This window comes from Neisseriaceae bacterium, assembly GCA_016864895.1.
Lineage (GTDB): Bacteria > Pseudomonadota > Gammaproteobacteria > Burkholderiales > Neisseriaceae > QFNR01.
On record CP046107.1, the window covers coordinates 485,165 to 508,090 of the forward strand.

Genomic DNA, 22,926 nt, shown 5'->3' on the forward strand with positions numbered 1-22,926 from the left:
TATCGATGAATTGTAAAAAAGGCTATATATTATTGTTAGGATTAACTATTCTTACATCAGTAACAGGATGTAAGAAAAATAATACTGTCAGTTCGATTTCTGAACAGGATATTCAGTTAGCACAAACAGTAGATGATAGTTCCCAATTAACAGTAAATGATACAGAAAATAACCAACAAATAATTTTCACAACCGAAGGTATTTACCGAACTTTAGATAATCAGTCTCTGGAAAAGTACAATAAACAGTATAAATCATTTAAAACAATCAAATATTTTTATAATGATGATAAAGATACTTCTATTGCAGTTGCTAAAGTAGCACCCTTAAATAAATCAAAAAAAGATTATTTTTCAGATTTAGAAAAAAATGTTAAAACAATATTTCCTCAAGCAAAATATACTCAAGGTGTAACCAACGACAATCAACATAGTTATGCCAGATACTCTTACCATGATCCAAAAAATGGTTTAAATAATGCTTGTGATGTGATATTGATGGAAATGACTAAGACCTTATATAGTATTTGTGCCATCAGCCCAAGTCAATCTATCGAATTTTTGAAAGAAGCTGTCAAAAATGTTTCTGTAAGAGCACTGAAACAATAAGATGAATTCTCCCGAATTCAGTGAGTTTGATAAAAACTGTATGCAACGTGCCCTTAGCTTAGCTTGGCAAGGGCGCTATGGTACTTCACCTAACCCAAGGGTTGGTTGTGTTATTGTGATTGAAGATCAAATTGTTGCGGAGGGTTACCATTTAATTAAAGGTGGGGCTCATGCTGAAGTGAATGCACTTTCTCAAGTTTCTGGCTTAGATCTATCCAAGGCAACAGTTTATGTTACTTTAGAACCATGTAGTCATTTTGGTAGTACACCTCCTTGTGCTCTGGCATTAATCAATAAGCATGTTAAAACAGTCATAGCTGCTATGGCAGATCCCAATCCCTTAGTAGCAGGTCAAGGATTTGAGCTACTAAAAAATGCTCAAATTGAAACAAAATACGGACTCTTTGAAGCACAGGCTAGAGAAATCAACAAAGGATTTTTATCTAGAATTGAGCGAGGTATTCCCTACTGTATTTTAAAAATGGGCATTAGTATTGATGGTAAAACAGCACTTAGAAATGGGCAAAGCCAATGGATTACTTCTGAAATATCAAGACTTGACGTACAGGAATCTAGAGCCCAAGCCTGTGCTATTTTAACTGGAATTGGGACAGTGATAAAAGATAATCCTCACCTAAATGTTAGATCTATTAATACACCAAGACAACCCATCAGAATCATTTTAGATTCAGAATTGAACATTCCATTAAATTCGAATGTCATTTCTGATTCAAACAGCCCCACATGGATTGTCACGCTTAACCATGATTCTCCCAAACTGGATACTCTTATCCAATATAGTCATATCAAAATTATTCACGCCACAGAGAAAAATCACCGTATTAATTTATCTGCTTTGATGACGGTGCTTGCTAAATCAGAAATTGGAGAGTTATACATTGAATGTGGTGCAACTCTGGCCGGCGCCTTGGTAAAAGAAAACCTGATTGACGAAATCCATCTCTATCAAGCACCAATCATCCTAGGACATCACGCAAAAAATGCTTTTATTTTTGAAGAGGTAACAGACTTATCACAGGTACAACATTGGCATATAGACTCTTCTAAATATTTAGGAGGCGACATCAAATTAATTCTACGCCAAAAATTAAGATAATTTACTATACCTTCATTTCAAAAGAGATTAACAGAATAAAATTGAATAAATTTTATTTTAAAGATTTTTCTACCACTGTTACCCATTTCTATCTGGAACTAATTTTTATACGTATTAGAAAAGGCTATTTTTTTGCAGTAATTCGAAAATACTGAATAATAATTGTTTCCACTACTATATGAGTTATTTTTATGTCAGGATCTAGAATAATACTAGTTTATATTAGGTGTCATTGAGAAAAAGAATGTATATGTTAACGCACTACAACAAATATTGGCCACAAATAGGTGATATTTTTAACTGTATCTAATGGGCTACTTGAATTTTAAAAATCCATTATTGAACCCCATTAACATCATATTTGATGATAGATTTGAGTTTAAATATTTAGTTGACATGACAAAAATTGAATCAATAAGTATCTTTAAAATATAACTGAAATAATAGATGTTTTATTACTAAACAAATAAATAACAACCCTTATCTAGTCACTCATGCTAAAATTAACAAGTTATTGAATAATGAATAGACTTTCGTATTATGAAACAGAGAATTCTTACAGGTGTTACCACTACCGGCACTCCTCATTTAGGGAACTATGTTGGTGCCATTCGTCCTGCCATTTTAGCTAGCCAAAATCCTAAAGTTGATTCCTTTTTCTTTTTAGCCGATTACCATGGCCTTATTAAATGTAAAGATCCTCAATTGATCCATCAATCGATTATTTCTGTTGCTGCTACTTGGCTCGCCTCTGGCCTTGATTATGAAAAAGTAACTTTCTACCGTCAATCAGATATTATAGAAATTGCCGAGCTTAACTGGATTTTAACCACTTGTTGTGCTAAAGGTTTAATGAATAGAGCACATGCTTATAAAGCTTTAGTACAAGAAAATTTGGATAAAGGCATCAACGATGCTGATCGTGGTATTGAAATGGGCTTGTATTGTTATCCAGTTTTGATGACTGCAGATATCCTAGCCTTTAACGCCAATTTGGTTCCCGTAGGTAAAGATCAGGTTCAACATTTAGAAATGGCAAGAGATATTGCTGCTCGATTTAATCATCGCTATCAACCATTATTTAATTTGCCAGAAGTCTTAATTGATGAAGGTACATCATTATTAATAGGTTTAGATGGTAGAAAAATGTCCAAAAGTTATGGCAATACAATCCCTTTATTTGAAAGTGAAAAAAAGTTACGTAAAATCATTATGAAAATTGTTACTAACAGTCTTAAGCCGGGTGAACCTAAGGCAGTAAATGATTCCATCTTATATGAAATATATTCGGCTTTTGCAACAGAATATGAGAAAAAATCATTTGAAGACGCTTTTGCCAATGGTATTGCTTGGGGGGATGCTAAGCAAATTTTGTTTGAAAAGCTAAACAACTTACTGGCTCCTATGAGAGAAAAATATGAGTATTTGATTGCTCATCCTAATAAAATCGAAGATATTTTACAATATGGTGCTGATAAAGCACGGCGAATCACCGTACCTTTTTTGCAAGATATCAAAAATGCAGTAGGAATTCGGACCCTAATATAGAGGTATAATTATGAAGGTATTAATTATTGCTGATCCTCTTGCTTCTTTTAAAATTTATAAAGATACCACTTTCGTAATAATTCGAGAATTAGCAAAAAGAGGTATTAATTTATTTCACTGCTTAAGTTCTAAATTATCAATTCAAAATCATCAAGTAGTCGCTTGCTCTACTCCATTTAGGTTCATAAATGAGAACACCAATTCATGGTTTCAGTTATCAGAACAATTATTATTCCCTTTGTATGATTTTGATGCAGTGATTATGAGAACTGATCCCCCTTTTGACTTACAATATCTCTATAGTACACAACTATTAACATTAGCCGAAAAGCAAGGTGCTAAAGTTTTCAATAGTGGACAAGCTATGCGTGATTATAATGAAAAACTAGCAATTTTAAATTTTTCAGAATTTACTATTGATACTATCGTTACTACCGAATCTAGTGAAGTAGAAAAATTTTTAGAAGAATATCAAGATATCATTGTTAAACCACTCGATGGTATGGGTGGAATGGAAATTTACCGACTTACTAAAAATGGCTATAATAATCAAAGTATTCTAGAATCTTTGATGAGATATAATACCAGAACAATTATGGCTCAACGCTATATCCCGGAAATTACTAAAGGTGATAAACGCCTTTTAATTATCGATGGAAAACCTATTGATTATGCTTTAGCTCGTATTCCTAAGTCGGGCGAAACAAGAGCCAACTTAGCGGCGGGTGGGAAAGGAATAGTAATGCCTCTTACATCAAGAGAATTAGAAATTGCTAGTACTCTTGCACCTCGATTAAAAAAGAATGGAATTCTGTTAGCAGGTCTAGATATAATTGGTAACTACCTAACTGAAGTAAATGTCACTAGTCCTACTGGATTCCAAGAAATCATGCAACAAAAAGATTATGACGTCGCAAAACTGTTTGTTGATGCTATATTCGCCAATTTATGATAATGACTTAGATATCATTTGTCTATAATCTAATTCTGGTTCATACTGTATATTTCGTACTTAAATCCTGTTATAATTGGCGCCAACTACGGCAACCACTCGTCAAATGATGCTATCCTAAGAGTACATCAAGCTGAAATTTGTTTTAAATCCCATCGGTTATCAATGAAACAAATTCAGCACGTGAACTGATACTTGCTGATGTAGAAATAACCCTATATATCTCAGACTTTTCATGAATAATTCCTCATGCGAATTCTTAATGAATAAGTCTTTTTCTTCGTCAGGTTGTAATTATTTACAAAAATTGAACATCAAATGGTGATAATGTAGCTTTAGTGAAAAATAAAATGGTATTTTTTAATTATTCCCACAGTAAATTCAGAACTCAGGCTATCCTGAACGAATTTCTAAAAAAATTTTTTGAGGCTAAAAAAAATAATGAAAATCAATCAATTTAAAGAACCTTTAGAAAATTTTCTACAAGAATTAAAATTCAATGGTATGTCTATCCATACACAAAATGCGTATCGTAGAGATCTAATTGAATTATTTCGTTTTATTGATCTAACAAAAAAATCCAATTTAAATGAAGAAATTCATAAATCAAATTTTACTTGGGCACTAAAGCGCTTATCTTTTCAAAATAAACATCCGAGTACTATTTCAAGAAAGGTGAGTGTATGGCGAAAATATAATCGATATTTAATTGAAAACCACTTAACCGATCAAGATTTTTTAGCAGGTATTAAAATTCCTAAAATCCCATCACGTTTACCTAAAGCTATGAATGCTCAAGATCTTAACCAATTATTGGATGATGACAATATAGATGATAATAGAGATCCTTTTCTCACCAAAAGAGAGCAAGCTATGTTTGAACTAATGTATGGTTCTGGATTGAGGGTCTCCGAAGTAGAATCTTTAAATTTAGATGACATAGAACTTGATTCAGGGTGGGTAACAGTAAAAGGGAAAGGTGCGAAAACCAGACAAATCCCTCTGACAGATAAATCTATTGATGCACTCAAAAGCTATCTAGAACTAAGGCCTAAAATTGAAAATCAAGATGCTCTTTTTGTGTCTCGTTTTGGAAAACGTATTACCAACCGTAGAATCCAACAAAATATCAATGAATGGGCTATTCGACACCAAGCAAAACAACATATCAGTCCACACATGTTACGACACAGTTTTGCCACACAAATATTACAAAACTCTCAAAACATTAGAGCAGTACAGGAGTTACTAGGACACAGTCAACTCTCCACTACTCAAATATATACTCAATTAGATTTTGATCATCTTACTAATATATACGAACACGCTCATCCCAGAGCAAAAAAGAGAGGTGGTGACAAAAAATGATCATTTTTTTGAAAGATTTAAAAACCAATGACTTATAACTAACCTTTTGTTTAAAAAAGACTTATCATTCTTCCCACTCTGACTAAAAAAAGCGAATCATGTAGAGTGGGGAGGATCCAGCAACAGAACCACACCGAAGTGAGTTGGCATAATTCCATTCTAGACACATTAACAATAATCCCCGTCCCTTAGGTCGGGGAAAACGTCAAGTTCGGTTATAATTATCTACAAAATTCTGTAATTTGGGCTCTAGTTTATTAAGAATAAATTCCTTGTATTTTATTTTTCCTCGCTCCCAATCTGATGTATCAATCCGGATAAGGTCAACTCCGGCATTAGAAAGAATTGTATTTTTTACTTCATCATTTTTGGTATTATGACCTTTACCATCAACCTCTATTACCAACACAGGTAATCTATTGTCATTAACAATAACAAAATCCACATATAACCCAGCATGTAATTTATTATCATCATCATTGACTTCTTCTATAAAAGTTCTTAACAAAACTTGTGGACATACTATAAGTTTAAAATCTCTTTTTTCAAAAAAATTAATTAAGATTTGATAAGTTAGCAACTCACCTATATTTAACATTTCTTTCTTAATATAAGATCTTATTTTGACTTCTTTTTGCCTAACTTCATCATTCGTATAAAGCTCTTTTTGTTTCTTAAATCTATTAATTTTTTTCTTTTGAACAAATATTTTTTTGACTAATAAAACAAACAAATTTAGTTTCATCTCTCCCCCTCTTTCTCACATGTTTTACAAACTTATAAGAATAAGTTTCTCTATCTTTCTATAGATATCCCCTCCTATCCCAAAGGATCAGAGGTTCCCCCCCCTGTGTCTAGAAGTTGTAAAGTAATTATGCTAACTCACTTTGGTAGATTCCTATTGCTGATGACTGTGCTATAATAGCATCATTCACTTCACAAGCTACCAAGCACATTTTCTCTCTCCCCTTAATACGTTTTTATCGCTCTAACTATATAAATAGCCTCCTTAATAATCGAGTCTGTAGTCTGTTGCCTTCTAAATTCATACCACGATTTATCTAGAGCAGAACGATTTAATCCTGATTTTTACTTAACTCTTTTACAATGACAAGTAATATCACTCTTTGCAGAAGTAGACATGTTTTTACCTGAAAACCTTCTACACACACAACAGCATAGTTTTTGCTAATGTTAACAGAGGTTTCATGAAGGTAAATTACATCAAATAGAAGATCATCAACCCTCCATATCCTCAGAATTACTAACTGTTGTTGTCACAGTTGAACCATTAGAATCTTGTAAGGTTATGCTCACTGATCGTGCCGGAACGATAGTAGAAATAGCATGCTTATAAACCATCTGTACCACAGTTGAATTCCTCAATAAAACTACATATTGGTCAAAAGACTCAACTTGTCCCTGTAACTTAATCCCATTAATCAAATAAATTGATACAGGAACATGCTCCCTTCTCAATGCATTTAGAAAAGGATCTTGTAATAATTGTCCTCTACTCACCATAAAAATCACCTCACTAATATTATTATTATTATTAATGTTTGAAGCTATACTACCATATTTTGATATTATATCAACGTTTAAACGCCCGATTTTATCTTCTTTTAATTGATACCTTACACTTTTTCTTTTTCAATAATTTTTTTTCTTCCTGCTTAGCTATACGATTACTCATCATCACCCGACGCAAAGGTCTAGATGCTCTAGATATCTCTTTATCACTAAAAGGATTTTCATTTGATACATATTTAATTTTTAATGGTGTGCCCTTTAATTCAAAAGCCTTTGTAAAATTTTTTGCTAAGTAACGAGTATAACTATCGGGTACCTTATTCAGAGAATTTCCATGAATAACCACAACTGGTGGATTACTCCCACCTTGATGGGCATAACGCATTTTAGGTCGAAACCCAGACAATTGAGGAGGGGCTTGCTTTTCAATAGCTCCTTGTAGTACCCGTATAATTTTAGGTGTGGATAATTTAGTAAATGCTGAGTGATACGCTGTTAATACAGACTTCAAGATTAACTCAACTCCTGTGCCCTGTAAAGCTGAGATATAATGTACAGAGGCATAATCTAAAAAATATAGTTTCCTAGTTAAATCTTTTTTTATCTGTTCTTTTCTTTGCCTATCTAGCAAATCCCACTTATTAACTACAATGACACAAGCTCTCCCTGACTCTGCTACAAAACCTGCTAAAGTTGCATCTTGATCTGCTATATCTTGACTAGCATCTAAAACTAAAATAACAACATTACTGTACTCTATAGCTTTAAAAGCCTTAATCACACAAAATTTTTCAATCGTTTCATTAATCTTCCCCTTTTTTCTTACACCTGCTGTATCAATCACAGTATAAGCTTGTCCATTCTTTTCAAAATCGATAAATATGGAATCTCTAGTAGTTCCTGCCTTATCAAAAGCAATTACTCTATCCTCACCAAGAATGGTATTCACCAAAGTAGACTTACCAACATTGGGGCGACCAATCACTGCAAATCGTGGGCTATGACTAAAATCATCATCTTGCTCATGAGAAAATGGCGACAATATATCATCAATTAATTCTTTAACACCATCCCCATGGCTAGCAGAAATAACACTAGGTTCACCCAACCCTAATTCATAAAACTCACTTTTAACAACAGTTCGATCAAATCCTTCTGCTTTATTAATCAATAAATAAATATGTCTGTTTTTTTGTCGCAAAAATTGAGCAATGATTTTATCCTGTGCTGTTAGCCCAGTACGTGCATCTACCAAGAATAAAATGACATCCGCCTCATCAATAGCTTGGATCGTTTGCTTAGCCATCTCATACAATATCCCCGTATCTACAACAGGTTCAAATCCCCCTGTATCAACTACAATATAAGATTTCTCTCCAACTCTGCCACGACCATAATGCCTATCTCTAGTCAAACCAGGCTCATCTCCTACCAGAGCATCTTTAGTTCTAGTCAAACGATTAAATAAGGTAGATTTCCCAACATTAGGACGACCTACAAGTACAAGAGTCGGTTTCATTTAAATTTTAGGTATCTGAATTATTTTTTTTGCTTCAATCTGAGCTCGCACCTGAGCAATATCTTCTTTCATAATCACTTCATTTGGCTCAGGTAATAAAGAAATTGCCTTATCATAAGCTCTTTTAGCTGATTCTTCCTCACCTTTAGCCATATAAATGTCTCCTTTTAAATCTTCAAATAAAAATTGTAACCCTGCCTCTGTTTTTTCTTCTAATAAAGCCAAGGCTTCATCAAACTTCTTCTGTTGCATTTTTATTTTAACTAAATCAGTAATAGTCATTGATTTCAATAACTTATCCTGTTGGTGATCATATATCCACTGAAAGTGACGCGAAGCATCTTCAAACTGGTTACTATAAAAAGAGATAGTACCTATAGCAGAGGTTGCAATAGTTGCAGGTATTGTATTCGAGTAATCTTCTTGGAGGGTTTTTAAAATACTCATTGCCTCTGCTCGTTGATTTTGTGCTATAAGATTTTGGAATTGAACTAATAAATCAGTTGCTTCTTCATCCTTATTCTTCTGATAATTATCCCAAGCAGTTTTACCTAAATACAAACCAGCCACTACAAACAAAAATAATACAATCCATTTCAACCAACCGTGCCAAATTCTTTTTACTTCTTCCAGTTCTTCTTGTTGCTGTAAATCTAATGCCATAATTTATTTCACCCATTCTTGTAAAAAACATATCATGTTTTCTGATTCGATTGTTCTTTGCCCTTTACCTGATCTTAAATCTTTAAAAGTAATTGTATTATGCTCCAGCTCTGACTCACCAATCACCATCGCATACCTAGCACCTGAAGAATTTGCTTTCTTGAATTGGGTTCCTATTTTCTGTTCACCTAAATAAGTATAAACCGAATAATGGTGAGATCGCAGAATTGTAGCATATTTCATTGCTTTTATAAGGCATTTTTCGTTCTGAGAAACCACATAAAAATCTATTTCATTTTTAAAATCAAAACAACCCAAGGTTCGCATTAATAAAATAATTCGCTCCATACCTATAGCAAAGCCTATGCCACTTACATCACTTCCACCTAACTCTTGAATTAGCCCATTATAACGACCACCAGCACAAACAGTACCTTGACTACCTAATTGCTTAGTTGTCCATTCGAATACAGTATGATTATAATAATCTAATCCTCTTACTAACCGATGGTTTTCATGAAATGGAATCTCTAACTCAGTTAATATCATTTTTAAACTGTCATAAAATAATTTTGACTCTTCGCCAATAAAATCGACTAAACGTGGTGCCTGGTTACATATTTCTTGTAATTCTGGATTTTTAGTATCTAGGATTCTCAACGGATTGGAGTCTAAACGACGTAAACTATCTTCATCCAATAAATGTTTATGCTTTTCTAAATATTTAACTAAATACTGCCTATAGTTTCGACGTTCTTCACCATTACCTAAGGTGTTAATTTCCAGCTGAACATTACTCTCCAAACCTAAACGTTTCCATAAATCAAAACTCATTAAAATGATTTCAGCATCAATATCAACCCCAGAAAAACCTAGGGCTTCTACACCAAATTGATGAAATTGACGATATCTACCTTTTTGAGGTCTTTCTCGTCTAAACATAGGTCCGTAATACCATAATTTTTTGGGACCCGAATACAAATAATTATGCTCAATCACTGCCCTAAGTGTAGATACAGTTCCTTCTGGGCGTAATGCAATCTCCTCTGATGAAATATCTTGAAAAGTATACATTTCTTTACCAATAACATCCGTCGTTTCCCCAACAGAACGTACAAATAGTTGTTTTGCTTCTAAAATAGGTGTTCTAATCGATTCATAAGCATATGAATCAACCCACTCATAAAATATATTTTCTATATACTGCCAATTTTTAGTATCCTCTGGTAAAAAGTCTTGCATACCAGTTAATAGTTTATATTTGCTCATGATTCTACTTTTATATCAAAGATTTTTTTTTGATTTTTTTGATTTTCAGCGACTGTAACCGCATAATGAGATTGTACATAATTTTCTACAATACCAATAAAGTCAGCAACCATTTCATTACCTTTTAATGTTACCGTCTTTTTTCCATCCACATAGACAGGCGCAACAGGAACCTCACCAGTACCAGGCAAACTAATACCTATATTAGCCATTTTGCTTTCCCCAGGTCCATTAACCACACAACCCATTACAGCTACTTTCATATCTTCTACTCCCGGATAACGAGTCTTCCAGCTGGGCATTTGATTTCTTAAATAATCTTGAATCTCCATCGCCATCTTTTGAAAAAAAATACTTGTCGTTCTACCACAACCCGGACAGGCTGTTACTAAAGGCATAAAACTTCTTAACCCCATTGACTGCAATAACTCTTGAGCCACAATTACTTCATTTGTTCTTGATTCATTAGGTTCGGGTGTTAAAGAAATTCGAATTGTATCTCCTATGCCTTGCTGTAACAAAATGGCCAATGCAGCACTAGAAGCAACAATTCCTTTACTTCCCATACCAGCTTCGGTTAACCCCAGATGTAACGGAAAATTACAGCAGTTAGCTAAATCCTGATAAACTTCTATTAATTCTTGAACATTACTCACTTTACAAGAAAGAATAATCTTATCTTCAGCCAAACCTATATCAATCGCTTTTTGCGCTGACTGCAAAGCTGAGGCAACCAAAGCTTTCCGAATGACTGACGCATTGCTTAATGGTTTATTCAACGCATTATTCTCATCTATTAATCGACTTGCTAGTTGCTGATCTAAACTTCCCCAATTAACACCAATTCTAACCGCTTTTTTATGCTCAATTGCTTTTTCTATCATAAAAGCAAATTTCTCAATCCCATGAGCACCCTTCCCAACATTTCCCGGATTAATTCTGTATTTAGCCAGAGCCATAGCACATTCAGGAAAATTCTTAAGTAACCGCTCACCGTTAAAATGAAAATCACCCACTAAAGGAACTTTATACCCTTTAGCATCTAATTTTTCTCTAATATTAGCTACTTGACTAGCAGCTTCTGGTGAATTGACAGTGATACGTACCAATTCTGAACCAGCATCTGCTAATTCCATAATTTGTTTAACTGTTGAGTTTAAATCTGCTGTATCAGTATTAGTCATAGACTGAACAACAATTGGGTAGTCTGAACCAATCATCACCAAACCTACATTTACTTGTAAAGTCTGACGTCTCATATAATCTTATACTCCTTAATTATCCTAACGTGATAATCTCAGTGTCTCTTCTGAGTAAGGATACCGGATACGTAACTCATCAAGATATTTATTTTGCTCATGAATATTCCCTAAATGACTTGCAATATTATACCCAAGTTCTAAATCCTGTGGACGTAATACAGAAACAGAGTTCTTATAAACATCAAAATATTGCTTAGCTCTTAGATAATTACCCTGCTTGTACTTTAAACGACTTAATTCAAATGTAGAATATGGAAAACCAGGGTTAGATGTAATAGATTTATTAAGATAATCTTCTGCTTGCGAATATTGCCCAACTTTAGCCAAACAAATTCCTTTATTCATGTAAGCTAACTCTGGTGTCGGATAAGTCAGATCCATTAAGGCCTTATCAAAATAGGTCAATGATTGACTAGGATCATTTAACTCATTACATATAAACCAGCCATAATTATTATTAATTTCAGCATTGGCCGAATTAATTGATAATGCTTTTAAATAGGCACTTCTGGCAGTAGAGTAATCTTTCATATATTGATAAACAATCCCCTTAACCATCCAAGCATAATCATATGAAGGATATATATCGATCGCCTCATTGATAACACTAACTGCATTACGATAGTCTTTTACATTAACAAATTCAACTGCTAATTGGGTTTTAAGTGCCGCAAAATTTCGCTTTTTTTCTTCTGGATCTATTGCTGTGTTCGTAACACAACCAACCATAATACAAAATAAACCAATCAGAACAAATAATTTTAATCGCTTCACAACACCTCCCCTATTGATCTAATTTCCCACTGTTTACTCCGAGATGTTTTATCTTTTACCTTCCCTGCTAACTGTCCACACGCAGCATCAATATCATCTCCGCGAACTTTTCTTACTGTCGTAACAAAACCTTTATTTTGTAAAATTTCTCTAAAAATATGAATATTTTCATTTTTAGAACGATTAAATCCTGAATTGAGAAATGGATTAAAGGGAATTAAATTAAATTTACATGAAATCCCTTTAACTAAATTAATAAGTTCATAAGCGTGTTTCTTTTGATCATTGACACCATCCAACATAATATACTCAAATGTAATAAAATCTCTGGGCGCATGTTCTAAATATCGACCACAGGTTTTCATTAAATCCTGTAATGGATACTTTCTATTAATAGGAACTATTTTATCTCTAATCTCATTATTAGATGCATGCAAAGAAACTGCTAAAGAAACTGGACATTCTTTTGCTAATTTTTCCATTTGTGGTAACAATCCAGAAGTAGACACAGTCACCCTTCTTCTAGATAAACCATAGGCATGATCATCTAACATAATTTGCAAAGCAGAAACAACATTCTTAAAATTAGCTAGTGGTTCTCCCATCCCCATCATTACAACATTCGAAATAATCCGAGAACTATCTTTTTTGTCTTGTCCGATTCGATAATTAGCCCACCATAATTGCCCAATAATTTCAGCAGTAGACAAATTTCTATTAAACCCCTGCTTGCCCGTTGCACAAAAAGCACAATCTAAAGCACAACCAATTTGTGAAGAAACACAAAGTGTACTTCGATCTGGCTCTGGGATATAAACACTTTCTATTGCATTAGCGTTATCTACGCCCAATAACCACTTAATTGTACCATCCAATGATTTTTTTTCTACCAACATATTAGGAACTTCAATAACAGCTCTTTCTCTTAAATCTTCCCTAAAAGACTTTGCAATATCTGTCATTTCATCGAAATCAAAAACATTATTTTTATGAATCCAACGCATAAGTTGCTTGGCTCTAAAGGGCTTTTGACCCCAGCAGACTAAATAATGTGATAATTCATTCAGATTATAATTCATTAAATTAATAGTGGGCATAATTCACTCAAGTATATAGAATCACTTAACGAGAATAAATTTCTGTCTCTGCAAAAAAGTAAGCAATTTCAATTTTTGCATTTTCAAGACTATCTGAACCATGCACGGCATTGGCATCAATCGAATCAGCAAAATCTCTTCTAATTGTTCCTGCATCTGCCTGTTCTGGATTGGTTGCTCCCATGATTTGACGGTTAGATGCTATCGCGTTTTCACCCTCTAAAACTTGTATTACAACAGGGCCACTTGCCATAAATTGAACCAAATTGTTGAAAAAAGGCCTGTCTTTATGAACCGCATAAAAACCCTCAGCTTCCCTTATTGTCAGATGCTTCATCTTCATTGCTACAAGTCTTAACCCCTTTTCTTCAAATCGTGCATAGATCTGACCAATCACATTTTTAGCAACTGCATCTGGTTTAATAATAGATAATGTTCGCTCAATTGCCATGTAAACCTCCCCCTTGAGATAAATTAAAAAAAATTAATAGTAGTACCATTGAATAAATCCGGATGATCTTATCACTTCAATATTAAATGTGGTAGTCTTAAATATTCCTCGGATTGCATCTCAGTCATACGACTTGCTGTACGTTGAAACTCTTCTGAAAAATCACCCTCTTCATAAATACTATTTATATCGACCTGTGAAGTCATACAAACTTTCACCCGGTAATCATAGAGAATATCAATTAACCAGGTTAGTCGCCTTGCTACATCCTTATGCGTCTCATCTAACTTTTTGACGCCTGAAATAAATACATAATAATACTCTTGTGCAATTTTTAAATAATCTTGTTGTGATCTTAATCCAAAACAAAGTTCCTTAAAATCAAACCATATACTAGTGAGTGTTCTTTTTTTTGCGATAAGAGTTCTGCCTAATATTTGAATTTCATTATCTAGCTTTTCTTTCTCTGTATTTAAACGTTCAAAAATAGCAGCAAGTCTTATTTCATTTTCCTCACTATCTGGTTGTAAGAATACTCCTGCTTGTGTTAGTGTTCTTAAGCGATAATCTTCTCCTGCATCCACATTGATTACTTTAAATTTTGTATTAATTAAATCTATGGTAGGCAAAAAACTATATCTGTTTTGACCTTGATAATATAAATTATCAGGTTTGTAATTCGATGTTGCAACGATAACTAGATTTTTATCTAATACAGTTTGCAATAATCGTCCTAAAATCATTGCATGTGCAATATCACTAACATGAAACTCATCAAAACAAAGTACTTGAATCTCTTTCGCCAACCGTTTGGAAAATTCAACTAAGGGATCATTTTGATCTTTTAATTCATACATTTTTTGCTCGACCTCAGACATAAATGCATGAAAATGAACCCTACGCTTTTGTGTAAAAGGTAAGCAATTATAAAAAGCATCCATTAAAAAGCTTTTCCCTCTTCCTACTCCTCCCCACATATAAATACCATTTGGCGCAGGGGTAGAAAAAATTATTTTCTTAAAAGTAGAACTGGTTTTTTTTCTATAGTCTAATATCGCATGCCAAAGTCGATCCAATTCTATAATTGCATTCTCTTGTACCTGATCTACAATAAAACTATCTTGTTTACTTGCCTCTCGATACCAAGTCAACGGGCTTTTATTGACATAAGAAGGCACAATAAAACTACGATTTTCTGACATACATACCTATTCTAATTAATCTAATTGATTCAAAATATAATCAACTATTTCATCCAACCGAATTCTGATGATTTCTTGGTGACTTCTGCTCCAATACTCCACAATACCTTCTTTTAACCCACGTTCTCCAACTGTGATTCTATGTGGAATACCTAATAACTCCGAATCATTTAAAAGTACACCTGATCTTTCATTTCTATCATCTAAAAGAACCTCAACCTGATTATCCAGTAACTGCACATATAATTTATCACTAATATTTTTAACTGATTCATTCTTATGATAATTAAGTGGAACAATAATAACAGTAAATGGCGCCATAGCTCCGGTCCAAATAATCCCTTTTTCATCATAATTCTGCTCAATTGCAGCTGCAACAATGCGGGTAATACCTATACCATAGCACCCCATCTCTAAAAATTGAACTTTACCCTTGTTATCTATAAAAGTGGCTTGCATTGATTTAGAATACTTATTACCTAATTCAAAAATATGTCCAACCTCTATTCCTTTAGCTAATTTTAAAACACCTTTACCATCTGGTGAGATATCCCCCTCAACCACATTACGAATATCAACGAACTCTGGCTCTGCTATATCACGCATAAAGTTAAATCCTACGTAGTGATAATTGTTCTCATCAGATCGAATAATCCAATCATTACCTAATTCAAGTGCAAAATCAGCATAAACCTTACCTTTAAACTCGATAGGATCTAAAGGATTTTTAGTAGTTAAAAAAACTTTTTTAATCACTTCTTCATTTACAAAAGTTAAAGGTTTTTTTACGCCTTCTAACTTCCCTGCTTTAACTTCGTTTAGTTCATTATCTCCTCTCAAGAGTAACAAAATTAATTCATCATTTTCTCCCTCTACCACAATTGTTTGAATAGTTCTTTGAATATCAACTGATAAAAAATTAACTAATTCCTTAATTGTTTTAATATTAGGTGTATGCACTTTATTCAATGACATTTGGGGTGGTTGTCGTATTCCATCCACTCTTATACTAGGCGCCAATTCAATATTGGCCACATAATCAGACTCTGTACTATATACAATAACGTCTTCACCATTTTCTGCTAACACTTGGAATTCATGTGAACTTGACCCTCCAATACTCCCATTATCAGCTACCACTGCCCTAAACTTTAAACCCAATCGGGAAAATATATCATTATATGCTACATACATTTTAAGATACGTTTCTCTGAGGGATTCTTTACTCTCATGAAAAGAATATGCATCCTTCATAATAAATTCTCGGGATCTCATCACCCCAAATCTAGGCCTGATTTCATCTCTAAATTTAGTCTGTATCTGATAAAAATTAACAGGTAGCTGTCTATAGCTACTGATTTCATTTCTAATAATCTCTGTCATTACTTCTTCATGCGTTGGCCCATAACAAAAAGATTTATTATGCCGGTCTTCAATCCGCAATAACTCTTTGCCATAATGCTCCCAACGACCAGACTCTTGCCATAACTCAGAAGGTTGTATACCAGGCATTAGCAATTCAAGTGCTCCTGCCTTGTTCATCTCTTCTCGAACGATCGCCTCTACCTTATGTAGTACTTTTAAACCAATAGGCATCCAACTATATAATCCTGAAGATATTTTTCTTATCAAGCCTGCTTTTAGCATGAGACGATGACTCGGTAGTTCTGCCTCACTTGGCACTTCCTTTAAAGTAGAAATATAATAATTAGAAGACCTCATAAACCATCCTTTTATAAAATCGCTTCATTTTACAATACTACAAGTTATTTTACTCAAAAAATACATCAAATTGTAATCCTGCAACCCAAACGTCACTAAAAAAATATTCTATTATTATCCACTTAATGATTATAAAATAAAAAAATGCTATTTCAATCGAGAAAAAACACTAACTTGTAGATATCTTTATTTATAAATTGTTGAATATTCGTAAAATAAAATAAATGGTAGAAATATGAACAAACCAACACTAACCTATGATTTATCAGGGATTTTTTTGTAAAGTAACAAGTTTTTCACAAAGTTATCCACAGAATATGTGTAAATATTTTAACTTATTATTTTATAAAGAAAAATATAAGATTTTTCATTAATTTCCTTATCAATTAAACTAAATCAAAATCAACCTAATCGAATTTATATTGGAAATTTACAAAGACACCATTACGAATTATATAGTTATAATTTCTACCCTGATAACCATACTTAAGTGCGCTTCTTTTATTTTTTTTATATTTAAAATAAACAGCCCATTCACCTTCATAATTAGTAATCAGACTTATTTTCCTGTTAAATTTAACTGGCGCTCTTTTGGTATTTCCGGTCAACTCCAAATCTGCCAACGCTTGATTATAATGACCAGATCCTTCTATACCAAAATTTAATTTTTCTGTGGGAAATTTTTTAAACTCCAAATTCAGTTTCACTTCTCCATGTAAATAAAGTAAATTATTTGGATCAAACGAAACAGATGTACTGGTATTGTTTCGATCCTCATAGCGCTGATTGAGCATATAGCCCGGCCCCAATAAACCTCTCGCAACCAACCAAACATAGTCATTTTCATATTGATAGCGTGCAATACCCGCAAACAGAATCTTAGCACCTCCCATACTGGCTTTTTCATAACGATCTTTAATACTCATACTCTCTCGACCATCCAATGATACTTCTCTACGAAGTTCATAATAACTAACTGAAGTCTGATTTTCTAAGCCTAACGCAATGTTTTCATTAAAGTTATAAATAATATAAGGTGCCCAATAGCTTGTCGCTGACCACATATTGGTAAAAGGTACTCGATAATTCATCGCCCTAAATCCAAGATTATAACCATACTCAAATTTGTTACCATACTCCCATTGACGGTTGTACAGTAAGGTCATACTTGGTTTAGTGTCCATATTCCCAAATTTAATAGCAAAACCATTTATAATATCAGTATTCATTTCAATATTGGCACTTAAGAAACTGTTATAAATACCTGCTAAAACGAATGGGGTAGCTATCATCATCGATAAGTAGGAAAATATTTCTTTCTGTCCCTTAAAACTTAAACTAAAATCATCGCCAAACAAATAATTATAAGCTGTATCAGCTGGGTTGGTTTTACATGCATTAGAGGATGAATAGGGACCACATTCCGGACTTTGTATATTATCAATACCAACATAATCGGGATCAGCCATTAATTCTCTTATAAATTTCCTAATATCAGCATAAATAATATTTTCTTTTTGAACGGTTTGTAGTTCTTTATACAGCTGTTCATTAATGTTATCCACGGTGTCCAACTGCATTTTATAATATGCTGCTGCATAGTGATCTATTAACTCAGGATTTATAAACCAATACATTTCCTTAAAATTTTTCAAATCTCTAGCAATAACTTGTTCCAATCCTTCTATACCTGTACCATCATGTATCATGTCAAGATAAGTTGAACTAGTATTGTTATTAAAATCCAAATGGGCAAATTTAGAAATTACACGCAAAAAAGTTGGAATCAACCCCGAACGTGCAGACAATCTCCCACCTGGAAAAACCAGTGTATCAGGAACATTCATTAGGATAATATCACCATCAAGATCACTAATCTTCTTGACACCATCTACATAAAGCTTTATGTCATGACTGAAATCAGGCCTAGGATAGTTATAAATATTAAATTGATTCTTTAAAACAAATTCTTTAGCATCATTAAACCCCGCCCAAAAAATAAATAATTCGTTCTGATTATAAGGGTGAGCATTTCCGCCAAAAATATTAGAATTCAAAAACCAATCAACTCTTTGTCTAACATTAAATGGTTCTTTCCCCATTTTTGCAGTGGGAAATGATTTATTGTGCAGTATTGGTAATGAAATACGATGAGTAAAAATAATAGATAATGCCTCTCCATACATAAATACACCCTTTCCTAAAGGAAAGGGCCATTGATTAGGAATAAAACGCACGCCTAATAAGTTACCACTATCTGAAAGACTGTCTCCAAAAATGTATAACTTATTATAAAAGCTCGGATCAGTACTATTTAAAATAGCATCTATACCTCCACCAAAATTCATATGACGTAAAAGATTCAGATCCCAAACCTTCACATCATCATCACTTGCATAAACAAAATTACTAGCTAGCAAAAATATGTAGGCAACAAAAGAAAGTAAATTTCTTATTTTCATTTATTATCATCCTTATGTGGATAAAAATACTTAAATACAAAAAACATGACTATCTTTTCCTGAATTTTAAGTGTATTTATTCTAATGACAAGACTGCAGAAGTATAGACACATTGTACGTCATCCAGATCCTCTAACGCGTCTATTAACTTTTGCATTTTTTGTGCATCTTCTCCACTTAGTACAACTTCATTATCTGCTCTCATCGTCACTTCACCATATTCAGCCTTAAATCCTTTTTTCTCAAGTGTACTCTTAATAGCAGAAAAATGATTGGGACTAGTCACAACTTCTATTGAACCATCCTCATTATTGAAAAGATCCTCTACCCCTAACTCCAAAGCAACCTCTATCAATGCTTCTTCATCTACTTCAGGGGAGAATATTAAATAACCTTGGTGATTAAATTGAAAAGCCACACATCCGTCAGTTCCTAAATTACCTCCATTTTTAGTAAAAGCATGGCGAACATCAGCAATTGTTCTTGTTTTATTATCAGTCAAGCAATCCACCATGATTGCCGCACCACCGATACCATAGCCCTCATAACGCAATTCAATATATTCCACACCTTCTAAATTACCACTACCCTTATCAATAGCTCGCTGAATATTATCTTTAGGCATATTGACTTCAATTGCTTTCTCAACTGCTAAGCGCAGTCTCGGGTTTGCAGCCATATCGGCGCCACTTTCTTTAGCTGCAATCATAATCTCTTTAATCACTTTGGTAAAAATTTTACCTTTCTTGGCATCTTGACGTTCTTTTTTATGTTTAATATTTGCCCATTTACTATGACCTGCCATAGATAAATCCTCTTTACTTTCTCATCATGAATGATAAATAACTTAATGTGCTTAATTATAACAACGAGTTAAGCACAAAAAAATTTAACTAACTAATTTTACTTTAATAATTTTTGGTTTTGCATCAAATTTAAGTTATTAGGTGCATAAATTTTTTGATAAAACTGAGTAAACTTCTCAGTCCAAAGTAACGTTTCTCTTACTTCTGCAAATTCAACCATTGTTTGTTGGTAATCTAATAAATCTTTTTTTAATGTTTTAGTTTCGTACTGATTCTTAAAAAATAATCCACTCATCGGTAATCTGGGTTTAATCTTCATATCAATATTCGGTTTACCTATACATAAACCGATAATTGGAAAAGTATATTCAGGCAATCCTAACCAATCAATAAGCTCCTTAGCTATCAATCGAATTGAACCCAAAAAACAAGTCCCATACCCTAAACTCTCAGCAGCTATAGCCGCATTTTGAGCACTAAGTCCTAAATCTATACTTGATATCAGTAAGTTCTCAATATTATCGTCAGGATCAAATTCTACATCATTTAACTCAGAGGCAAGAGACATCCTATAAAAATCTACAATAAATATAAAAAACCTAGAACAACTTGCAATTTGCTTTTGTTCTGGTAACACTGTGACTATTCTTTGTTTTAAATCACCCGTCACTTCTATTATTGAATAATGTTGCCCATTCATCCATGAGGGTGCTTGTTTAGCACATTCAATAATTATTTGTACATCACCATCCGAAATTTTAAAATTATTATCAAAATCTCGATAGGTACGATGTGATTTTAATAAACGAATTGTGTCATTCATACACTAACTTTCTTAAAAAAAAATCAAAAAATAAAAATGAAATTTTCATATAAAATCAATAAATTATTTTAAAATAGCCCCAAATATATAATGAATAGTTGAATGTTTAAAAAACTCAAATTATAATCAAAATCGGAGTAACTTGCTTATTTTTAAATTATAAATTAACTTTTAAAAGGATGAAATATGTTCCATGAATACAGAGATTTGATTTCAAAATTAAAGGTGCAAAACGCCCATTTTGCAAGATTATTTAAAGAACATAATGAACTCGACGACAAGATTTCTAACCTTGAAAAAGATCCTGTCACGAGTGGGTTGGATGAAATTGATGATCTAAAAAGGCAAAAATTACAGTTAAAAGACGAAATCTATGAAATGCTCATCAAAGAATCTGGAAAGAAGTTTTAATTTAGATATTCGGCTACTACTTTGACAATCTCTTGAGCAATCACTTCCTTTGGTTTATCTCTTATGTTAATAGTGCCTTTATTACCAATTAAATAGACCGTACTGACATCTTTACTTAAACTCTCGTCTACCCTGTTGGCAATAATTAGAGGGATTCCCTTGCGTTTCCTTTTTTCATCTGCGTATTCAAGCAAATGCTCACTTTCTGCCGCAAAACCAACACAAAAAGGTTCATCGTTTAAAGCTGCAACTGAAGCCAAAATGTCCGGATTCTCCTCCAGTTCTATCATTAAATTATGATCCGTTTGGCTATTTTTTTTAATTTTTTGAGAAGATGTATTTTTAGGACAATAATCAGCAACAGCAGCTACAGAAATAAAAACATCTTGATCATTCACATTCTCGTGTACTTTGTTATACATATCTCTTGCACCTTGAGTATAAATGGTTTTTTTTAACCCATAAGGTAGAGGGACAGATATCTCAGCATAAACTAAAATAACCTCTGCCCCTGCATTTCGACATGCTCTAGCTAATTCAATACCCATCTTCCCACTGGATATATTGGTTAAACAACGCACAGGATCAATCATCTCTTGTGTTCCACCAGCTGTAATTAAAACCTTTTTACCTTTAAGTAATGGTTGTATAAATTGGCCATTAATCATATCTACTATCACTTCAGGTTCCAACATTCTGCCTTCACCCACTTCTCCACACGCTTGAGAACCAAAATCAGGCCCCAATAGAATAATACCATCTTGTTTTAAGATATTAATATTTCTTAAGTTTGCAGGATTGTTCCACATCATAACATTCATTGCTGGTGCGACTAATAGCGGTATACTACGTGCTAATACCATTTCAGTTAAAAGGTTATCTGCGATGCCATTAGCTATTTTTGCAATAGTATTAGCAGTTGCTGGTGCGATCACAAACAAATCTGCATTACGTGTTAAGTCGATATGTGCCATCCCCCCTTTGAGTGCATAATCACCCTTTTCAACTAAAACCGGATTTCCTGATAACGCCTGAAATGTCTGTGCAGAAATAAACTCACTTGCCTCTCCACTTAAGACCACAGTAACTTCGTGACCTGCCTTCTTGAGTAATCGAATTAAATAGCAGCTTTTATACGTCGCAATGCCTCCGGTTACACCTAAAAGAATATGTTTCTTCATAGAGGTATTCATACCAATCCCAAAAATATTAAAGTATCAATTATTAAGATATTTTTCGATTTTTAAGTTATCTTTATATTGAGGCAAAATGCCCTCTTACATTGATATTCCTGTCTAATGCGGTAATTGTCTCATAATTAACCATACACACGTGCTTC

The 22,926-nt window shown here is 33.3% G+C and carries 21 protein-coding genes; 6 read left to right on the forward strand and 15 right to left on the reverse strand.

Features of this window, described 5'->3' with window-relative positions:
• Window positions 1-5: 5 nt before the first annotated feature.
• The 5 genes from GKC53_02015 (at window position 6) to GKC53_02035 (ending at window position 5,593) form a co-directional block, all read left to right on the forward strand.
• On the forward strand, window positions 6-608 hold the full coding sequence (locus GKC53_02015; GenBank protein ID QRN40932.1) for a hypothetical protein: 603 nt from the start codon (window positions 6-8) through the stop codon (window positions 606-608).
• A 1-nt stretch (window position 609) separates the two neighbouring features.
• Window positions 610-1,725: a bifunctional diaminohydroxyphosphoribosylaminopyrimidine deaminase/5-amino-6-(5-phosphoribosylamino)uracil reductase RibD gene (gene ribD, locus GKC53_02020; protein QRN40933.1), complete on the forward strand. Its 1,116-nt coding sequence runs from the start codon at window positions 610-612 to the stop codon at window positions 1,723-1,725.
• Between the two features lie 540 nt (window positions 1,726-2,265).
• Window positions 2,266-3,273 (forward strand): tryptophan--tRNA ligase, encoded by a 1,008-nt coding sequence (gene trpS, locus GKC53_02025; GenBank protein ID QRN40934.1) that lies wholly within the window; start codon window positions 2,266-2,268, stop codon window positions 3,271-3,273.
• 10 nt (window positions 3,274-3,283) lie between these two features.
• Window positions 3,284-4,225, forward strand: coding sequence for a glutathione synthase (gene gshB / locus GKC53_02030; protein QRN40935.1), 942 nt, complete (start codon window positions 3,284-3,286; stop codon window positions 4,223-4,225).
• Window positions 4,226-4,666: 441 nt separating this feature from the next.
• Window positions 4,667-5,593, forward strand: coding sequence for a tyrosine-type recombinase/integrase (locus tag GKC53_02035; GenBank protein ID QRN40936.1), 927 nt, complete (start codon window positions 4,667-4,669; stop codon window positions 5,591-5,593).
• A gap of 205 nt (window positions 5,594-5,798) precedes the next feature.
• Here the strand turns inward: GKC53_02035 and GKC53_02040 are convergent, their stop codons facing one another.
• The 14 genes from GKC53_02040 to GKC53_02105 form a co-directional block, all read right to left on the reverse strand.
• Window positions 5,799-6,338, reverse strand: coding sequence for a DUF2726 domain-containing protein (locus tag GKC53_02040; GenBank protein ID QRN40937.1), 540 nt, complete (start codon window positions 6,336-6,338; stop codon window positions 5,799-5,801).
• Window positions 6,339-6,832: 494 nt separating this feature from the next.
• Window positions 6,833-7,117 (reverse strand): RNA chaperone Hfq, encoded by a 285-nt coding sequence (gene hfq, locus GKC53_02045; protein QRN40938.1) that lies wholly within the window; start codon window positions 7,115-7,117, stop codon window positions 6,833-6,835.
• Between the two features lie 91 nt (window positions 7,118-7,208).
• Window positions 7,209-8,645 (reverse strand): ribosome biogenesis GTPase Der, encoded by a 1,437-nt coding sequence (der, locus tag GKC53_02050; GenBank protein ID QRN40939.1) that lies wholly within the window; start codon window positions 8,643-8,645, stop codon window positions 7,209-7,211.
• The gene (locus GKC53_02055) at window positions 8,646-9,308 is read right to left on the reverse strand and encodes a tetratricopeptide repeat protein (GenBank protein ID QRN40940.1); all 663 of its coding nucleotides are present in this window, start codon (window positions 9,306-9,308) and stop codon (window positions 8,646-8,648) included. It lies immediately after the preceding gene.
• A gap of 3 nt (window positions 9,309-9,311) precedes the next feature.
• Complete coding sequence (hisS, locus tag GKC53_02060; protein ID QRN40941.1) at window positions 9,312-10,580, reverse strand: histidine--tRNA ligase; 1,269 nt, start codon at window positions 10,578-10,580, stop codon at window positions 9,312-9,314.
• Window positions 10,574-11,836: a flavodoxin-dependent (E)-4-hydroxy-3-methylbut-2-enyl-diphosphate synthase gene (ispG, locus tag GKC53_02065; GenBank protein QRN40942.1), complete on the reverse strand. Its 1,263-nt coding sequence runs from the start codon at window positions 11,834-11,836 to the stop codon at window positions 10,574-10,576. Before ispG ends, hisS begins: the two co-directional genes overlap by 7 nt.
• A gap of 24 nt (window positions 11,837-11,860) precedes the next feature.
• Window positions 11,861-12,613 (reverse strand): type IV pilus biogenesis/stability protein PilW, encoded by a 753-nt coding sequence (gene pilW, locus GKC53_02070; GenBank protein QRN40943.1) that lies wholly within the window; start codon window positions 12,611-12,613, stop codon window positions 11,861-11,863.
• Entirely contained in the window at window positions 12,610-13,710 is a 1,101-nt protein-coding gene (rlmN, locus tag GKC53_02075; protein ID QRN40944.1) for a 23S rRNA (adenine(2503)-C(2))-methyltransferase RlmN, read from the reverse strand. Before rlmN ends, pilW begins: the two co-directional genes overlap by 4 nt.
• A gap of 25 nt (window positions 13,711-13,735) precedes the next feature.
• Window positions 13,736-14,161 carry a nucleoside-diphosphate kinase gene (locus GKC53_02080; GenBank protein QRN40945.1) on the reverse strand — a complete coding sequence of 142 codons (426 nt, stop codon included), beginning with the start codon at window positions 14,159-14,161 and terminating at the stop codon, window positions 13,736-13,738.
• Window positions 14,162-14,232: 71 nt separating this feature from the next.
• A complete protein-coding gene (zapE, locus tag GKC53_02085) occupies window positions 14,233-15,363 on the reverse strand; it encodes a cell division protein ZapE (protein QRN40946.1) in 1,131 nt (376 codons plus the stop codon).
• Between the two features lie 15 nt (window positions 15,364-15,378).
• Entirely contained in the window at window positions 15,379-17,085 is a 1,707-nt protein-coding gene (locus GKC53_02090) for a proline--tRNA ligase (GenBank protein QRN40947.1), read from the reverse strand.
• A 407-nt stretch (window positions 17,086-17,492) separates the two neighbouring features.
• Window positions 17,493-19,547, reverse strand: coding sequence for a hypothetical protein (locus GKC53_02095; GenBank protein ID QRN40948.1), 2,055 nt, complete (start codon window positions 19,545-19,547; stop codon window positions 17,493-17,495).
• A 76-nt stretch (window positions 19,548-19,623) separates the two neighbouring features.
• Window positions 19,624-20,352, reverse strand: a complete 729-nt coding sequence (locus GKC53_02100; GenBank protein ID QRN40949.1) for a YebC/PmpR family DNA-binding transcriptional regulator — start codon at window positions 20,350-20,352, stop codon at window positions 19,624-19,626.
• Window positions 20,353-20,450: 98 nt separating this feature from the next.
• Window positions 20,451-21,176, reverse strand: coding sequence for an NADPH-dependent oxidoreductase (locus GKC53_02105; protein QRN40950.1), 726 nt, complete (start codon window positions 21,174-21,176; stop codon window positions 20,451-20,453).
• A 186-nt stretch (window positions 21,177-21,362) separates the two neighbouring features.
• Between GKC53_02105 and GKC53_02110 the strand changes: the two genes are divergently transcribed.
• Window positions 21,363-21,587 (forward strand): DUF465 domain-containing protein, encoded by a 225-nt coding sequence (locus GKC53_02110; protein ID QRN40951.1) that lies wholly within the window; start codon window positions 21,363-21,365, stop codon window positions 21,585-21,587.
• Here the strand turns inward: GKC53_02110 and coaBC are convergent.
• On the reverse strand, window positions 21,584-22,768 hold the full coding sequence (coaBC, locus tag GKC53_02115; GenBank protein QRN40952.1) for a bifunctional phosphopantothenoylcysteine decarboxylase/phosphopantothenate--cysteine ligase CoaBC: 1,185 nt from the start codon (window positions 22,766-22,768) through the stop codon (window positions 21,584-21,586). The two genes, GKC53_02110 and coaBC, sit on opposite strands and share 4 nt — an antisense overlap.
• Window positions 22,769-22,926 lie beyond the last annotated feature (158 nt).